At 62.2% G+C, this 16,992-nt stretch carries 18 protein-coding genes; 7 read left to right on the top strand and 11 right to left on the bottom strand.

The genetic code is table 11. The annotated features are described in order from the left end of the window. Nucleotides 1-13 precede the first annotated feature (13 nt). Entirely contained in the window at nt 14-1,840 is a 1,827-nt protein-coding gene (locus L2I41_RS17555; protein ID WP_237154881.1) for a methylmalonyl-CoA mutase family protein, read from the bottom strand. Between the two features lie 638 nt (nt 1,841-2,478). Between L2I41_RS17555 and L2I41_RS17550 the strand changes: the two genes are divergently transcribed. Beyond that, the gene (locus L2I41_RS17550) at nt 2,479-3,030 is read left to right on the top strand and encodes a helix-turn-helix transcriptional regulator (protein ID WP_237154880.1); all 552 of its coding nucleotides are present in this window, start codon (nt 2,479-2,481) and stop codon (nt 3,028-3,030) included. 81 nt (nt 3,031-3,111) lie between these two features. On the opposite strand, the gene L2I41_RS17545 is transcribed toward L2I41_RS17550, so the two are convergent. Beyond that, entirely contained in the window at nt 3,112-3,489 is a 378-nt protein-coding gene (locus L2I41_RS17545) for a DUF2267 domain-containing protein (protein WP_237154879.1), read from the bottom strand. 172 nt (nt 3,490-3,661) lie between these two features. Between L2I41_RS17545 and L2I41_RS17540 the strand changes: the two genes are divergently transcribed. Then, a complete protein-coding gene (locus L2I41_RS17540; protein WP_237154878.1) occupies nt 3,662-5,293 on the top strand; it encodes a helicase HerA-like domain-containing protein in 1,632 nt (543 codons plus the stop codon). Nucleotides 5,294-5,362: 69 nt separating this feature from the next. Here L2I41_RS17540 and L2I41_RS17535 read toward each other — a convergent pair whose 3' ends face one another. From L2I41_RS17535 to L2I41_RS17520, 4 genes are all read right to left on the bottom strand, one after another. Then, the gene (locus L2I41_RS17535; protein WP_237154877.1) at nt 5,363-5,887 is read right to left on the bottom strand and encodes a hypothetical protein; all 525 of its coding nucleotides are present in this window, start codon (nt 5,885-5,887) and stop codon (nt 5,363-5,365) included. 160 nt (nt 5,888-6,047) lie between these two features. Continuing rightward, complete coding sequence (gene vapC / locus L2I41_RS17530) at nt 6,048-6,437, bottom strand: type II toxin-antitoxin system VapC family toxin (protein ID WP_237154876.1); 390 nt, start codon at nt 6,435-6,437, stop codon at nt 6,048-6,050. Between the two features lie 2 nt (nt 6,438-6,439). Next, nucleotides 6,440-6,652 carry a type II toxin-antitoxin system VapB family antitoxin gene (locus tag L2I41_RS17525; RefSeq protein WP_237154875.1) on the bottom strand — a complete coding sequence of 71 codons (213 nt, stop codon included), beginning with the start codon at nt 6,650-6,652 and terminating at the stop codon, nt 6,440-6,442. 101 nt (nt 6,653-6,753) lie between these two features. Then, nucleotides 6,754-7,416, bottom strand: coding sequence for a haloacid dehalogenase type II (locus L2I41_RS17520; RefSeq protein ID WP_237154874.1), 663 nt, complete (start codon nt 7,414-7,416; stop codon nt 6,754-6,756). Between the two features lie 110 nt (nt 7,417-7,526). Here L2I41_RS17520 and L2I41_RS17515 point away from each other — a divergent pair, with 110 nt between their 5' ends. The 4 genes from L2I41_RS17515 (at nt 7,527) to draG (ending at nt 10,642) form a co-directional block, all read left to right on the top strand. Continuing rightward, entirely contained in the window at nt 7,527-8,387 is an 861-nt protein-coding gene (locus tag L2I41_RS17515) for a branched-chain amino acid aminotransferase (protein WP_237154873.1), read from the top strand. A gap of 70 nt (nt 8,388-8,457) precedes the next feature. Continuing rightward, on the top strand, nt 8,458-8,775 hold the full coding sequence (locus L2I41_RS17510; RefSeq protein ID WP_237154872.1) for a hypothetical protein: 318 nt from the start codon (nt 8,458-8,460) through the stop codon (nt 8,773-8,775). 98 nt (nt 8,776-8,873) lie between these two features. Next, on the top strand, nt 8,874-9,737 hold the full coding sequence (locus L2I41_RS17505; protein WP_390634414.1) for an NAD(+)--dinitrogen-reductase ADP-D-ribosyltransferase: 864 nt from the start codon (nt 8,874-8,876) through the stop codon (nt 9,735-9,737). 11 nt (nt 9,738-9,748) lie between these two features. Continuing rightward, nucleotides 9,749-10,642, top strand: coding sequence for an ADP-ribosyl-[dinitrogen reductase] hydrolase (draG, locus tag L2I41_RS17500; protein WP_237154871.1), 894 nt, complete (start codon nt 9,749-9,751; stop codon nt 10,640-10,642). 7 nt (nt 10,643-10,649) lie between these two features. On the opposite strand, the gene L2I41_RS17495 is transcribed toward draG, so the two are convergent. The 4 genes from L2I41_RS17495 to L2I41_RS17480 form a co-directional block, all read right to left on the bottom strand. Further along, entirely contained in the window at nt 10,650-11,459 is an 810-nt protein-coding gene (locus tag L2I41_RS17495; RefSeq protein ID WP_237154870.1) for a response regulator, read from the bottom strand. A gap of 179 nt (nt 11,460-11,638) precedes the next feature. Then, nucleotides 11,639-12,235, bottom strand: coding sequence for a superoxide dismutase (locus tag L2I41_RS17490; RefSeq protein ID WP_237154869.1), 597 nt, complete (start codon nt 12,233-12,235; stop codon nt 11,639-11,641). 305 nt (nt 12,236-12,540) lie between these two features. Continuing rightward, on the bottom strand, nt 12,541-13,242 hold the full coding sequence (locus L2I41_RS17485) for an RES family NAD+ phosphorylase (RefSeq protein ID WP_237154868.1): 702 nt from the start codon (nt 13,240-13,242) through the stop codon (nt 12,541-12,543). A 2-nt stretch (nt 13,243-13,244) separates the two neighbouring features. Beyond that, nucleotides 13,245-13,646, bottom strand: a complete 402-nt coding sequence (locus L2I41_RS17480) for an MbcA/ParS/Xre antitoxin family protein (protein WP_237154867.1) — start codon at nt 13,644-13,646, stop codon at nt 13,245-13,247. Nucleotides 13,647-14,166: 520 nt separating this feature from the next. Here L2I41_RS17480 and L2I41_RS17475 point away from each other — a divergent pair. Further along, entirely contained in the window at nt 14,167-14,691 is a 525-nt protein-coding gene (locus tag L2I41_RS17475) for a hypothetical protein (protein ID WP_237154866.1), read from the top strand. 154 nt (nt 14,692-14,845) lie between these two features. Here L2I41_RS17475 and L2I41_RS17470 read toward each other — a convergent pair whose 3' ends face one another. Beyond that, nucleotides 14,846-16,930, bottom strand: a complete 2,085-nt coding sequence (locus L2I41_RS17470) for a S9 family peptidase (RefSeq protein ID WP_237154865.1) — start codon at nt 16,928-16,930, stop codon at nt 14,846-14,848. Between the last annotated feature and the right edge of the window lie 62 nt (nt 16,931-16,992).

Genomic DNA, 16,992 nt, shown 5'->3' with positions numbered 1-16,992 from the left:
GGATCAGTCTCCTTCAGCGCGCGGTGATGACGGCTTGCAGGTCGCCGAGCAGGGCGACCATATCAAGACCGTCGTGGATGAAGCGATCGGCGCCGGCTTCTCGCAAGGCAGCCTCGAGCTCGCCGCCCTTGCCGGCAATCGCCACATGGCGCACCCCGGCCGCCTTGAGGGCGGTGGCGACGGCGGTGGCAAGATCGGCATAGATGGCGTCGCTCGAACAGAGGCAGACGACCGAAGCCCCGGAGGCGCGGAAGGCGGCGACGGCGGCCTCGGCCGACGCGACGACACCATCGGGTTGGCGCACTTCAATGCCGCCGGCTTCCAAGAGGTTCTTGGTCCAGTTGTTGCGGGCGATGAAGGCGGCGACCGGTCCGAGGTTGGCGAGGAACACGGTGGGCCGGCTGCCGGTTGACGCGAGCGCGGCGTCCGAACGATCGCGCAGCGCTTCCCACGGCTCGGCAAGACGGGTGAGGTTCGGCCCGGGCGCGGCGAGGTCCGGTTCACCCGACAGCGCCGGCACGGCTTCATCGAGCAGCGGCCAGGTGCTGGTGCCGGTGATCGGCAGGCGGCGCGCGGCGATGAGCTTGCGCTCCTTGGCGTCCGCCTCGGCAATGCGGGCCTGAATGCGGCCGTCGGCCAGGCTGCGGATGAGGCCACCCTCGCGCTCGATCAGCTGGACTTCGGCCCAGGCCGCTTCGGCGAAGCGGTCGGTCAGCGTTTCGAGGCCACCTGAGCCTGCCGCGGCGTCGCCGACCACATGCAGGTTGGACTCCTCGAGCAGGACCGACTGGATGTTGCGCGACAGGCGGCGTGCATCATCATCGGCCGTGCCGAGCAGGGCGGTATGGGGGACCGTGGTGATCGTGTTGGCGCCGCCCAGTGCAGCGGCAGCGGTCGAAATGGTAGAGCGGAGAATGTTGACCCAAGGGTCGCGGCGGGTCATCGAACGCCAGGCGGGTTCGGCATGCACAAACGCGGGGCTCTGCGGCAACGACCAGCTTTCAAGCACAAGGGCCCAGAGTTGCCGGAATGCGCGGAATTTCGCGATGGTAGCAAACTGATTTGGGTCTGCGACCAGTCGAAACTCAAGTCTCGATGCGGCCGCCCGACGCGAATCAGCGTCCGGCGCCATGTCGAGGATGGCCACGGCGGTGCTGATCGCCAGTGCAATCTGCTGAACCTCGGTCGCGCCGGCCGCATGCCAATATTGGCCACGGGAGCTGAAAGCGGTCGACGCTGCGCCCAATTCGTCAAGGTCGCCGATCAAATTTGCAAAAGTGCTTGCGGAAACTTGCATTTCCGAAACAGGCCGGCCTTGCGCCAGATTGAAGGTGATTGGATCAATACCGAAATGAAAAGTTGCATTCGGTGAAAATGCTCGCAATGCGCTTAATAAGGGTGTAATTCCCAAAAATAAATCGTGGGTGGCTGGAAACAGTGTCAGATGTGTGTGTATAAGATCTGTGTACACACCTTCGAAGGCGTGTTTGAGGTTTGCCAGCAACCGGTTGCCAGTATTGGCGTCGCAACCGTAATCGGGCAACCTGAGTTCAATTGCTCCGACACCATGCGCAAGGTGGTCTAGGATGATCCGGTTAGCTGCGGCGGTATCGCCGAGCGTTACGGACTGGGCAATTGTCCAAGGCGTAGCAACAGGACGAAGACTTAGCGGGTGCTTGTTCGGCGAAGGCTGAGCGAGGGTCGGAAACGCAATGCCGTCTATGGTTTTGCGCGACAATCGATCAAGGCTGCCCTCGCCAAGTGCCTTTTGGGCAACCGCGAGCCATGCACTGTGATCCCCGGTTTCAAAGTCCGGAAGGCCTCGAAGATCGATGTTCATGGCCGTACAAGTCCTGCGTTGCTGAGAGTCTAGATATGCGTGGTGGTTATATTGGATTTGGATTCAAGCGCCAGCTAGTCAAAAGGCGAGGCTGTGACGCACGAGCTCGAAATCCGCGTGTGGGGTGGTAGTGGAGGACGGCACGCTATCTGCGGTGAAAATTGCAGCAATGTTTCAGCCATTCGTATTTGTGCCTATAACCGCGATATTTTGTATGATTTGTATGCAGGATGCGCAAGGCGCTGCGAAATGGCAGTCGATTCATAGAGGTAGATGTGCAACTAAGAAACGAGTTCAATCGGGATAAAGAACAGGTCCTTTGACATTTGGGGTTTGAATGATCTCTTTTTTGTAATATATATGGCTCATTGTGTTGTTTTATAGTTGCGTTCGGTGTGGTGGAAGTCGGTCGCAGATGGCGCTGCCTGTTATGGAAAGCGACGTCTTGTCAGTTTCAGAAAGTCGGGTAGAAAAACATGAATACACCTGATGATATCCTTGCTGATGCAGTCGGATTGCGGACGTGTTCCAGCGCTAACCGCATTTTCGATGTCATTGAAAAGCGATTGCTTGGGCATGGCGCCAGCCATATCCTCATTTCTGGGCTCCCGATGCCGGGGCGGCCGGTTGAGCCGTTGGTGTTGCATATCAAGTGGCCTGATATCCGTTCGGAACGCGGGCAGCTGATTACAATCAATCGTGGTGATCCGGTCCTGGAGCGCTGCCGCATTGCCCATCGGCCGTGCCTGATCGACGGTGTGAGCATTTCCGGCCATTCCGATCTGGTGGCGGCGGCCGGTCCCGAGGCGTCGGCGCGCATCGTCGCGGTTCCCATAACCTCGATCCCGCCCTATCAGGCGGCCGTGATCGGTCTTGGCGAGGCGCTGTCGCTGACCGAGCTCGACCTCGTGGCCTTCGATTTCCTGTGCAATCAGGCCTTCCGCCGCCTGCGCGCCCTCGGCTATCTGATCGACTCCCGTCCGGGCGATCTGTCGGCCCGCGAGCGCCGGGTGCTGGAACTGACGGCCAACGGCATGACCGCGCAGGAAATCGCCGAGAACCTGAACATTTCCCAGCGCACCGTCCACGCGCACCTGCAGAACGCCGGCGAAAAGCTGGACGCCAGCAACAAGACGCAGGCGGTTGTGGAAGCCCTTCGCTACGGCCAGATCACCCTGACCGACAGCTGAGACGATCCGCTGTGACGACATGAAAACGGCCCGCCCGGTTCATCCGCGGCGGGCCGTTTGTCTTCAGGACGATCCTGGTCGTCAGATGAGCTGGGCAAGGCCCGGGATGGAGTCGAGAATGTTTTCCACCTTCTCGTCGCCGATCTTCTGACGGGCGATGTCGATGAGGTTCTTCACCACACCCTGAATCTGATCCATGTCGAGCCCGAGCCCCTGCAGGGCGCTGAAGGCCGCCATGGCCCCGCCCATGCCGCCGAACATGCCACCGATGGAGCCGAGCAAGCCGGCCTTGGGCGCGGCGCTGAGATAGTCGGCGGCGCCGAGTTCGGACGCCAGGCTTTCGATCGTCTCGGTCGGGCCGGCCTTGTGCAGGAAGTTGAGAACGATGCGGATGGCGCCGTCGGTCTGCTCAGGGCTGATGCCGACAGTCGAGGCGATGGTGTCGATGGTATCCTGCATGGCGGCGCTTCCTGGGTTTGGTAGGGCGGGTGGCGTGTCGGCTTCGGGCTTACCCGAGTTGATGCCGACGGGCAAGCGATAGGCCCTCCGGTGCGTTGGCTGCTTCGTCTGACCTGTGCTAAACCTTGGTAAAGACAGGGTAGAGCCGCTGAAGGTCGGCAGAGGAGAGAAGATGCTGGAGGAAGGCAAGGTTTACATCGGGTCGAGCACACGGCCCGAATATCTGACGCTGAAGCTCGCCAATCGCCATGGACTGATCACCGGCGCCACCGGCACCGGCAAGACCGTGACGCTGCAGGTGCTGGCGCAAGGACTGTCCGAAGCCGGCGTGCCGGTGTTCTGCGCCGACGTGAAGGGCGACCTCTCCGGAATCGCCGCGCCGGGCGAGGTGAAGGACTTCCTGGAAAAGCGCGCCCATGACATCGGCTTCTCCGATGAGTACCAGCTCAATGGCGCCCCGACGGTGTTCTGGGACCTGTTCGGCCAGAAGGGCCATCCGATCCGCACGACGGTGTCGGAGATGGGGCCGCTCCTGCTGTCGCGCATGCTGGAACTCAACGACGTGCAGGAAGGCGTGCTGAACATCGCCTTCAAGATCGCCGACGAGGAAGGCCTGCTGCTGCTCGACCTCAAGGATCTGCGGTCCATGCTCACCTATCTCGCCGACAATGCCGACGCGGTGGCTTCCCGCTACGGCAATGTGGCCAAGGCGACGGTCGGTGCCATCCAGCGCCAGCTTCTCGTGCTGGAGCAGCAGGGCGGCGAGAATTTCTTCGGCGAGCCGGCGCTTGAACTCTCCGACATGATGAAGGTGACGGCCAACGGCATGGGCGCCGTCAACGTGCTCGCCGCCGACCGGCTGATGCAGACGCCGCGCCTCTACGCCACGTTCCTTCTGTGGCTGCTGTCGGAACTCTTCGAGCAGATGCCGGAAGTGGGCGACCCCGACAAGCCGAAGATGGTGTTCTTCTTCGACGAGGCGCATCTGCTGTTCGATGAGGCGCCCAAGGCGCTGCTCGACAAGGTGGACCAGGTGGTCAAGCTGATCCGCTCCAAGGGCGTCGGCATCTATTTCGTGACGCAGAACCCGCTCGACGTGCCCGAAAGCGTGCTCGCCCAGCTCGGCAATCGCGTGCAGCACGCGCTGCGCGCCTATACGCCGCGCGAGCAGAAGGCGGTGAAGGTGGCGGCGGAGACCTTCCGCGCCAACCCGGACTTCGACACCTACGAGGCGATCACCCAGCTCGGCCAGGGCGAGGCGCTGGTGTCCATGCTGGAAGGCAAGGCGGTGCCGTCCATGGTCGGCCGCACGCTGATCCGTCCGCCGTCCTCGCGCCTCGGGCCGCTGACCGATGACGAACGCGCCCAGGTGATCGCGGCAAGTCCGCTCGCCGGCGTCTACGAGGCGGCTGTCGACCGCGAGTCCGCCTTCGAGGTTCTGGCTGCCCGTGCCAACGGCCGCAGTCCCGCTCGCGAGACGGCCGTGCCGCCCACCACGCGCACCAACACCGGCTTTCACATCCCCGACTTCGGATGGGGCGGCGCGAGCCGTCAGCCGGCGCCGCAGCCGGAGCAGACCGACCAACCGGCGCACAGCCCGCGCCTCGACGAGTATGAAAGCCCCGCCGAGCGCGCCCGTCGCGAAGCGCGCGAGGAACGCGAGTCCAGCCGCTCGCCCTGGGGCGGACGGCAGGGCGTGGCGGAAGCTGCGGTGAAATCGGTGGTTCGCTCGGTGTCGAGCCAGGTGGGCAGCCAGATCGGTCGCGCGCTCATTCGCGGCGTGCTGGGCAGCCTGCTGAAGTGATCGGCTGAATGCGATGGGGGTTGCCGCAGTAGCAACGGCGGCAACCCCTTCCCGGATCTTGCCGCAGCGTCAGAGGGTAACGGCGGCGGTGAAGGAAGTCGTGCTGCCGTTGGTCGGAATGGTCGCGCTGCTCGACAGAGTCCGCGTGTGCGTCCGGGCGATCGTGGTCGCCGAGACGTCCGGCGTCAGGACGCTGAGAGAGACGGCCAGCGCGGAGCCGGACGTCAGGCCGGGCCAGTTGACGGCCATCTTGATGGTGCAAGTGGCTTTGCCACTCTTGACCGTCGCATTTGCTGTCGCGGTGTCCAGATAGGACGATGTGAAGTTGTCCATCACCGACGTCTCGAGCGTGCAGGTGACCTTGGACGTGGCGAGCGAGGGGGACTTCAAGGTGACCGTGGCGGTAACCTGAATGAAGCCACTGCCGTTGATGGTCGCCTGGGGCGATCCGGTGCTTGCCGCCTGCTCATTTGAGGCCTTGGCAAGCATTTCCAGCTTCTTGAGGGTCAAGGCGTCCAAGCCGCCGGCGGAAGCCGGCTGGAGCGCGAGCAAGGAGACGGCAAAGGCCGTGGCCAGCGGTGCGAAGAAAGACATGATTGCCCCTTGGTAACATTGAAATGGATGTCGAAAAACAGCATCGAGCGCGCCAGCTAATCGAGACAAATGGCCGCTAGAACCGAGAGTAACCAATCCCCGGTCGTTGGCAATCCTTGCTTCGAAATATCTGCCTGGGCCAGAGGCATGCTCGTGGAGGCTATGCGAAGCGAAGACCGAGATGGACGGCCATGGGCTCGAAATCGCGGTCTTCATGCAACAGCAGGTGGCCTTCGTCGAGGCAATAGGTGCCGATGATCATGTCGGCGGTCTTGCGGACGGTCACGCCGACTTCGCGCAGGCGGCGGTAGTTTGCGGCGGCGTTGATGGCGCGCTGTTTGTCCATCATTTCGACGACGGGGAAGGTTTGCAACCAGCGCAAAATACTTTGCGCATGCGCCTCGTCTCGCGCGCCTCGGAGCACTTCATGAAGGATGATGTCCCCGACAAGAATTTCGTTAGGATCCTTGCAATGACGAATGCGATCAGTGGCCGGACTTTTGGATTGACGTAGCAGCCCGATCCAGACCGAACTATCGACCACGATCATGGCTAGGCGCTTACGTCCTCTGGAATGTCAGCTCGCATTTCGTCAAGATCGCCGTCCCAGCCCAGGCCGTCCAGCGCCCGAATGGCTTCACGCCGCCGATTGGCCAGCACCAACTCGCGGAGAGCAAAGTCAATCGCGGCCTTCTTGGTCTTGAGGCCGGTTGCGGTCATGGCTTCCGCAATAAGGTCATCATCGATCTCGATATTGGTGCGCATGACGGGCTTCCAAATGTGTATGGATGAGAAGAAATATACACATCAGGACAGATCATAACAAGATCGCTGCATCAATGGGTTTTCCTGAGCTGCTTTGCGTCTCACCGCAAACTCATCAGCCCCTTGAGATCCTTGAGCTCGGCGGCCGGTGGCATGTCGGGGTATTCGTCGATGGCGCCGGAGCGGTTGAGCCAGACGGTGCGGAAGCCGAACTTGGAGGCGCCGGCGATGTCCCAGCGGTTGGACGACTGGAAGGAAATGGCGCTGGGATAGACGCGGAAATGCGTGGCAGCCAGATCGTAGACCCGGGCGTCGGGCTTGTAGATCTTGACGGCGTCGACGGAGAGGATCTCGTCGATCAGCTCATCGAGCTTGTTGGCGCGCACCACCCGGTTCAGCATGCGCGGGCTGCCGTTGGAGAGAATGGCGATGCGGGCGCCCTCGTGCTTCAACTCGCGCAGCACCTCGGGCACTTCCGTATAGCAATCGCAGGAGCGGTAGGACTCCAGAAGCTCGGCACGAAAGCTCTTGTCGGCACTCGGGAAGGCGGCGAAGGCGGTGTCCAGCGCGTCCTCGGTCAACTGCCAGAAGTCGCGATAGGTGCCGGTCATCGACCGGATCCAGGAATATTCGAGCTGTTTGGCACGCCACAGATCCGACAGGCGTTGCGCGTCCGGTCCGAGGCCGGCGGCATGCTTGCGCACGGCGGCATGAACGTCGAACAGGGTGCCGTAGGCGTCGAACAGATAAATGGCGTGGTTCATGTTGAAGTCCCGTCGTGGCGGGTCGATGATAGGGAATCGGACGGCAGGCGCAACCTCCCATTCGGATAATCACTCCGAGCAGGACATTCAAACATTTAAGGAAATTCAACATGGTCGACTGGTCGCAAACCTGGACATGGATGGACGGCAAGTGGTTCGAGGGCAATGCCCCGATCTGGGGGCCGCGCACCCACTCCTTCTGGCTGGGATCGTCCGTGTTCGACGGGGCGCGCTTCTTCGAAGGCGTGACGCCCGACCTCGACAAGCATTGCGAACGGGTCAACCGCAGCGCCACGGCCATGGGGCTGAAGCCGACCCTGGCGGCCAAGGAGATCGAGGCGCTGGCCAGGGAAGGGTGCGGCAAGTTCAAGGGCGACGTGGCCCTCTACATCCGCCCCACCTATTGGGCCGAGGAGGGCGGTTTCATGGGCGTGCCGCCGATGGCCGACAGCACCCGCTTCTGCCTGACGATCTATGAATCCGCCATGCCGGAACCCACGGGCTTCACCGCCGCGTCGACCGGCTTCCGTCGACCGCTGCCGGAGACGGCAGTGCTGGAGGCCAAGGCCGGGTGCCTCTATCCCAACAACGGCCGCGCCATCCTGGAAGCCAAGGCCAAGGGCTATGACAACGCGGTGATCTGCGACATGCTCGGCAATGTGGCCGAGTTTGCGACGGCCAACATCTTCATCGTCAAGGATGGTGTGGCGCTGACGCCGGTGGCCAACGGGACGTTCCTCGCCGGCATCACCCGCGCCCGCGTGCTGGGGCTGCTCGGCAAGGACGGCATTGCGGCGCGCGAGGCGGTGCTGAAGCTGAAAGACATCGAGACCGCCGACGAGGTCTTCGCCGTGGGCAACTATTCCAAGGTGATGCCGGTGACCCGCTTCGACGGCATCGACAAGCCGATCGGCCCGGTGGCGCAGAGGGCGCGCAAGCTCTACTGGGACTTTGCCCACGGCCGGCTGTGAGCCGACGACGCTATAAATGCCGCATTTGCACAGGATAATGGCACTCTGTGAGAGCTTCAGGGAGGCGGACATGCGCGCGTTTGCACTGGTGTTGGTGACGGGATGCCTGACGGCGGTGACGTCGGCCCATGCGGCCGACTTCATCGTCCGGCCGACGGAACCCTATGAATGCAGCTCGCTGGCGGCGGCGGTGGGGCCGGAAAAGCTGTGGCAGGGATCCTTCTGGGGGCGCAAGGAGGTGGATCTCGGCTTCATCCGCTACAAGACCGCCAATGAGCACCCCTGCTTCAAGACCGAGAAGTCCTGCCGCAACTGGCTCTACAACATGCAGAGCGAGTATAAGGACATGGTCTGGTCCGCCTCTTGCAATAGAGGTTTGGGGCGTTGATCGGTGCGGGCTTGTCAGGATCACCTGATCACAGGGGATCCGGCGCGGCACAGTGATCGCCCCGAGGCATGAGCCGGCAAAACGGGGCGAAATCGACAATGACGGGCGCCAACCCTGATGCGGGGGGCGGAGGGGCGCTTGCGCCGCTTCCGCTGAAGCCACACCAGATGATCGGCCATTCGACAAACCTTGTCGGGATGTCGACAGCCTATCTCGCCGATCGCGCCTTCAATGAACGCCCCGAGCCGGTGCATATCTCCGGCGTCCGCGAGATGAATGGGCCGCTGTTCGAGATGCTGGATCTTGCCGGCGATCTCGACGAGGCGGGCGAAGCCTTCGCCAAATACATGATGGCCATGTTCGGCATCGACCTCGAACAGCGCGAAGGCCCGCGCGAGGCGGGGCGGCGGCGCTATCGCTCGTCCTACCTGCGCCTCATCAAGGGCTGGGGCTATGACAGCAACAGTCCGGAAGGCGCGGTGCTGAAGGGCTGGGTCGAAAGCCGCTTCGGCATCTTTCCGACCTATCACAAGGCGGTGCTGGACAAGGTCTATTCGGAAGACTGGCTCGTCTATGTACAGGAGAAGATGTCGAGCCGCTTCCACAACAATTCGATCTATACCCAGCTCGACCTGCTCTACGAGTTCTGCCAATGGGCGCTGGCGCGCTTTGCCGCCGTCGGCCAAACGCATCTGACGCTCTATCGCGGCATCAACGGCTTCGACGAACATCCGATCTCCGAGCGCATCGACCGCCGCCAGGTGGTGATGCGCATGAACAGTCTGAGTTCCTTCACTGCCGATCGAGAGATCGCCGACTGCTTCGGCGACATCGTGCTGACGGCCGAGGTGCCGCGGGAAAAGATCCTGTTCTTCAACACGCTGATGACATCGCACCCGCTGAAGGGCGAAGGCGAATATCTGGTGATCGGCGGCGACTATCGCGTGGTGACGGCGAGATAAGGGAGGTGCGCATGCAGTCGTCTGACGACACGGCCGACAGGGCATTGGCTGCCTTCCTCGGGTTTGCCATCGGCGATGCCATGGGCGCCAGCGTCGAGTTCATGACGCGCGGCGAGATTGCCGCCGAGCACGGCGAGCTCAGGGATATCAAGGGCGGCGGCTGGCTGCATCTCAAGGCAGGGCAGGTGACCGACGACACCGACATGTCGCTGGCGCTCGCCCGATCCCTGGCCCGCAAGGGCACGCTCGACTTGCAGGACGTGGCAGAAGAGTTCGCCGCCTGGCTGCGCACCGGGCCGAAGGACGTGGGCAACACCTGCCGGCGTGGCATCCGCCGCTTCATGGCGCAGGGCACCGTGCAAACGCCGTTCAATGAGGGCGATGCCGGCAACGGTGCGGCCATGCGCGTACTGCCGGTGGTTCTGGCAACGCTGGGAGATCCGGCAAAAGGCGCGGCCTGGGTGGAATCACAGGCGCATATCACCCACAATCACCCGCTCTCGGATGCCGCCTGCCGCACGCTGGTGGAGATGGCGTCGGGCCTGATATCAGGCGGCGGAATCGGCTTGGCCCGCAAGAGCGCCGACGCGCTGGTTGGAGCTTTCCCGAATTTCGCCTTCGATCCCTACAAGGGCATGTCCTCGGCCTATGTGGTCGACACCCTGCAAACCGCCTTCCACGGGCTGTTCACAACGGACAGTTTCGAAGCCTGCCTGATCAGGACCGTCAATCAGGGGGGCGATGCCGATACCACCGGCGCCATTGCCGGCATGCTGGCGGGCGCCACCTACGGCCTGCAGGCCATTCCGCAACGCTGGCTGAAGATGCTCGATCACGCCGTCGCCAGCGAAATTCCACGGCTGGTTCCGCAGTTGCTGGCGATCGCCCATGCGAACCGGCGATGACGCGACCTCAGCGCCCGCGTGGCGGCGAGGTCTTTGTCGCCGGTGGGCTTGAGGGCTGTTCGCCCTCGCCGGGCAGAGCAACGCGTCCGAGATCGAGCGGCGCCATGTCGTCAAGATCGACCCTGACGGCTTTGCGCGGATGCGGCGGGTTCTCCGCGTCCCGCCTCGGCGTGATCGTGGTGATCGGGATGGTGACGATCGGGCCGACGAGGAGTGGCTTCTCGTCCGACGGATCAAGCGGACTCGGTGCGAGGTTGCCGTATTTGCGCCGGGCGTCATTTCGCATCTCCACCAGGGTCTTGGTGGTGATGACGTCGGCACTGTCGGCCTTGCGCCGCTCCGGGCCCTTGTAGTTGGGATCGTTGCGCCGACGCCGGTCAGGGCCGAAATAGCCGGAGGGCGTCTTGATGTAGACGCGCGGCCGGTCGAAGACGCTGAGCAGGCGATCATGCAGGTGACGGGCCGAGATCGGCTTCACCAGCACTTCATCAATGCCGGAGGATATGGCCCTCTGAATATTGTTGCGCCCGGCGTGACCGGTCAGCAAGAGGATCGGGACCACCCGGTTGACGACCACATCTGCATGTCGCAAGCGCTCGGCAAGCTGGAAACCGTTCATCGGGGTCATCATCAGATCGGTGATGATCAGATCAACATGCGTTCGTGTGGCAAAGAGAAATGCTTCGCGCGCGTCACTGAAGTCATGCAGGAGCGTGAAGCCGAAATCACGAAGCATCCCGCGGATCAACTGGATGAACTTGATGTTATCGTCGACAATGACAATAACCTTGTCCAGATGATCGCTCAGCTGCGACACGATGAAAATAGCTCCGAGAAAAATTTTTCACGATTGATGCGCAGAATCCGATGATTCCATGCTTCGCGCGGTTTGGTACCCGCAGAAAGAAAGTATGACAATTGGGAATTGATGCATAGTGATAAAGAAAACCTCCGCACAGTTGGTGCGGAGGTTTGTTATTGAAATATTTCTATTGATTAGCCGGCCTTGGCGTAGAGCTCAGCCACGAAGTCCCAGTTCACCAGATTGTCGAAGAAGGCTTCGAGATACTTCTGACGCAGGTTGCGGTAGTCGATGTAGTAGGAATGCTCCCACACGTCGACGCCGAGCAGCGGCGTGGCGCCGAGCACCAGCGGATTCTCGCCGTTCGGGGTCTTCTGGATGACGAGCTTGCCGTCCTTCAGCGACAGCCAGGCCCAGCCCGAACCGAACTGGGTGAGGCCGGCCTGGATGAAGTCGGCGCGGAACTTGTCGAGACCGCCGAGATCCTCGTTGATCTTCTTGAGGAGTTCACCGGGGATGGCACCGCCGCCATTGGGCTTCATCCACTTCCAGAACAGGAGGTGGTTGTAATGCTGGGCGGCGTTGTTGAACAGACCGGCGTTCTTGCCGAACGAGCCCTTCACCACGTCCTCGAGCGAAGCGGCTTCCCACTCGGTGCCCTTGAGGAGGTTGTTGCCGTTGTTGACATAGGCAAGGTGATGCTTGTCGTGGTGGTATTCCAGCGTCTCGCGGCTCATGTAGGGGCCGAGCGCGTCGTGGGAATAGGGGAGTTCGGGAAGTTCGAAAGCCATGGTGTTCTCCTCGTCAAGGAAAGAGAATGAAAGGACCTGATGTGCTGAAAGACACGGCACCGAGAGCCGTCGCCGTGCGTTTCAACACATCGGGATCGCGCGGGACGCCAAAACGGCATCCCGTCGCTGCATGGCGGAACATAGTCATTAACCCGGACATCGGCAATGAGGGCGCGGGGAAAATATTGGTGTTCCGACAAGGATCCTAAAGAAATTCGTTCCCGAAGCCACCTGTCATCGGAACTTCTTCCGATTTGTGTAATACCTTGATTTTTTGTCAGGTTTTCCGCTGAGGCTGTGCGCCGTCAGAGCGTGGCAACGGGCACCGAAGCTTGGGTGGCATAGTCGAAATAGCGCGTCACCCGCTGGCCGTCCCAATGATACTGGATATGCCGCTCCTGCGTGGGAATGCCCACGGCAATCGGCTTGAAGGCGGCGACGCAAAGGCCGCCGGCATTGCGGACCGACGGGTAGAGGATGCCATTGCTGCCGGCCTCACGAAGCTTTCGGGCATAGGCTTGCGAGGCGCCATAGCTGTCCGGCGCAAGGATGGCCGCCTGCTCGGCATCGGTGAGGCTGGTCGCGTCCTCGAAGGCGTTGGCGACGGTGCCGACCAGCACGCGCATGTCCTCGTCGCGGATGGGATCGCCGCTGTCGCGGGCAAAGGCTTCGAAGTGAAACACGGTCTCCCGCAGCGCCGTCTCGAAGTCGGCGGCGGCATAGTAGACGCCATAGCTGCCGTCGCTGAAACGCGAGCCCTTCGGGTTGAGGTGGGTGAAGGAGGCCATGACATAGCTGGCACCGGGCCCGCTGACCCTTTCGTCGGCCGGCACCAGGGTGATCTGGCCGGCTTCGTCGCGAACCCGCGGGTTGGTGAGCATTTCCAGCGCGATCAGCGCGTCCCAGACGGCCGGGTCGGGCGTCAGGCGCTCGAACAGATCGATGGGGGGATAGCGCGACGCAATGATGCGATAGGCGCGCGGCCAGTCGACGAAGGTTTCAGGCACCGTCAGCTCCAGGGTGCGCGGGCGGCGTCGAGATAGGCGCGGACGGCGGCCAGGTCGGTGACGTCGCCACCGCGCAGACGGTCGAGCGGTGGTCGGTCGCCAAAGGCGCGGTTGGGGCGCGTAAGCCAGCCGTCGGCGAGCGCCTGATTGGTGTAGAGGATCTGCAAGGCCTTGAAGATGCCGGCGATGTAGCCGATGCGCCTCAGCGTATCATGCGACAGTCGCGCCGCTTCACCCTTCTTCCAGGCGTAGAAGGTTCGTTCCGGCGGCGCGCCGAGCAGAAGGCGCGCATCTTCGCCGGAGAGCTTCCACGCGTCGAAGATCAGGAAGGCGCCACGCAAGGCATCGCGCGGACTGACGCCGTCGAAGGAGGGTAAGGGCTGGGTTTGGACAAGAGCAGACATCGGGTGTTCCTGCGTTTATGCGGAATATAGGCAGATGACTGCAAATTTGCAAGGATCTGTTATCCGGGAGATGTGCTGTTGCCGGACGGACGATCGCCATCTCGCGGCGGACCAGGGTATGTGGGGTTTCCGTGTGGGATATTGTGGACTTCGGCCATTCGCGGTTTGAACTGCAATTGCCTTCGGAACCGAGGCGTCACCGACAGACGGACGACATCTTGCCTTGATTGGCCCCCCACAACGCTGGCACTCACCAGGATTTTCAGACCGTAAGCAGTTTTTGCTTCAAGTCGAGTTGCCCCTCTCATCCCCGACCCCTCAGCGATGTGTCGAAAACTGCTTTTTTGAGGAAGAATGTGGCTTTATGAATATATTTTTGCTACTGTAGCTCAGCGGAGCGTGTGTGATCGATGGACGACCGATTGAGCGTTGTTTCCGAAGATGCATTCTTCCGCCGTGAGGCAGTACGAAAATTTGGTCTGCAATTTAGTTGTAGCTTGAGATTTTGAAGGAGTTTGAAATGAAGTTGATCCCCACAGTCGTTGCCGTTTCTTCTATCATGTGGCCGCTGTATGCCTCGGCTCAGCCGGGAGCAAACAGCGAGGGTGCCGCACCGCAGGCGACCCCCACCATTTTGCATCACCTCGGCGGTTTCACTCAGGTGGCGCTTCCGATCGACGCCAGTACAAAGACCATATACAGCTTCAAGTTCCTTCCCAAAAAGACGGGACTTGCGGTGGTCAACGGTCGAGGCTTCTGCAGCCAGTTGATGTGGAAGACGAGCGAGCGCAAGGAAATTGATCTTGAGCTCCGCAAGAGTGCCGATACGCCATTTGCCAGCGATGCACGCTATTGGGGAGTTGCCACGGGTGATGCCAAGGACGACACCGGTGGCAATTACTGGACAAACCGAAGCTGGACCGCGCTGAAGGAGTTCAGTGTCACCCAAGGCAAGACCTATACGGTGGTGTTGAGCGCCCAGGAGGTGGGATCCACCAGCGACGCAAGCAGTTGCACGGGGACTGTGACGGTCGATATCCAGTGATCGGCGCGTTTCCGTCGCAATGACGGCATGCGCCGGGCCGGGCAGTCCCAGCCATCTGCAAACAGCAGCATCTTGCTCTCGGACGAATGGGCGAACGTGGGAGACCTCGTTCGCCCGTCGGTCATTTCGCAAGACGACCTCCGGCGAGGCCTGCTTACATCTTCCCCATCACCTTGATGGCGAAGGCATATTCAAGGGCGAAGTCCTTGAGGCCGTCGAAGCGGCCCGAGGCGCCGCCGTGACCGGCTTCCATGTTCACGTGCATGACCAGCGGATTGTCGTCAGTCTTGAGTTCGCGCAGGCGCGCGACCCACTTGGCCGGTTCCCAGTAGGTGACGCGCGGGTCGGTGAGGCCGGCGATCGCCATGATGGGCGGATAGACCTTGGCCTCGACGCAGTCGTAGGGGCTGTAAGCGCGGATGCGCTTGAAGTCCTCGACGCTGTCGATCGGATTGCCCCATTCGGGCCATTCGGGCGGGGTGAGCGGCAGGCTGTCGTCCAGCATGGTGTTGAGCACGTCGACGAAGGGGACGACAGCGATCACCGCGCCCCACAGGCTCGGCGCCATGTTGGCGATGGCGCCCATCAGCATGCCGCCGGCCGAACCGCCGTTGGCGACGATGCGGCCTTCGGACGTATATCCTTCGGCGACAAGATGCCGACCGGCAGCGATGAAGTCCTTGAAGGTGTTCGTCTTCTTTTCGCGCTTGCCGTCGAGGTACCAGCGATAGCCCTTGTCGTTGCCGCCGCGGATATGGGCGATGGCATAGACGAAGCCGCGATCGACCAGCGACAGCACCTTGGTGGAAAAGGACGCGGGAATGGCAATGCCATAGGCGCCATAGCCGTAGAGGAAGCAGGGCGCCGAGCCGTCGAGCGGCGTGTCGGCGCGATAGAGCAGGGTGACCGGTACGGTCTGCCCATCTTCGGCCGGCGCCTGGATGCGGCGGGTGACATAGTCGGACGGCTCGTGGCCCGAGGGGACCTCCTGCGTCTTGCGCAGGAAGCGCTCATGGCTGCCCATGTCATAGTCGTAGATCTGCGCCGGCGTCGTCGGCGAGGAATAGGTGAAGCGGATCAAAGACGTGTCGAACTCATAGGAGCCGCTGAGGCCGAGCGAATAGGCCTCCTCCGGGAAGGAGATCGCGTGCTCAAGGCCGCTGACCAGCTCGCGGATCACGATGCGCGGCAGGCCGCCGACGCGTTCGAGGCGTACCATGCGGCCCTTGAACACCGACATGGACAGGATGAGCCGGCCCGGCTCGTGTGCCACCACGTCGACCCAGTTGTCGCGACCGGGCGAGGCCAGCGGTGCACTGACGATCTTGAAGTCCTCGGCGCCGTCGGCATTGGTGAGGATGAACAGGCGACCGTTGCCATCGTCTTCCACCGAGTATTCGGTGAGCGCTTCACGGCGGGCGACGAGGCGCGGGGCGGCGTCGGGCGTCGCGGCATCGATGAGGCGCACTTCCGAGGTTTCGTGGTCATGGCTGTCGATGACCAGGAAGCGGCCCGACTGGGTCTTGCCGACGCCATTGAAGAAGCCGGCGTCGTCTTCCTGGTAGACCAGCGTGTCCTCGGACACCGGGGTACCAATCACATGGCGGAACACCTTCTCGGTGCGGTGATTGTCGTTGAGCCAGGTGTAGAGGAAGGACCTGGAATCCGCCGCCCAGGCCACTTCTCCCGACGTGTTGGGGATCTCGTCGACGAGTTCCTTGTCGGTCTCGAGGTCGCGGATGCGGATGGTGTGAAATTCCGAGCCCTTGTCGTCGACGCTCCAGGCCAGCAGCTTGTGATCGGGGCTGTGGTTGGCGCCGCCCAGGCTGAAATAGGGCTTGCCCTTGGCGAGCGCGTCGGCGTCCAGCAGGACTTCCTCCGGCCCACCGTCGCGCAGCGTGCGGATGATGCGCGGATACTGCGCGCCGACAAGATAGCGCGAGGCATAGGCATAGGGACCGTCGGGCAGGGGAACGGAACTGTCATCCTCGACGATGCGGCCGCGCATCTCGGCGACCAGCTTGTCCCTGAGATCGGCGGTGTCGGCCATATAGGCGTCGCACCAGGCGTTCTCGGACTCCAGATAGGCCCGGATGTCGGCGGCCAGCAGGGAGGGCTCGCGGATCACGTCCTGCCAGTTGTCGGCGCGCAGCCAGCCGTAATTGTCGGTGAGTTCGACACCGTGGTGGCTCACACTGAGCGGGCGCTTTTCGGCGCGGGGAGACTGGGAGGTCGTCATCGAGGGACTCCGCAAATGCTGCAAACGGGCGGACACATAGTCTCATGTGCCGCCAGTAGCAA

Origin of the sequence: Oryzibacter oryziterrae (genome assembly GCF_021864535.1) — a bacterium.
GTDB classification, from domain to species: domain Bacteria; phylum Pseudomonadota; class Alphaproteobacteria; order Rhizobiales; family Pleomorphomonadaceae; genus Pleomorphomonas; species Pleomorphomonas oryziterrae.
This window is presented reverse-complemented; position numbering and strand designations above follow the sequence as displayed.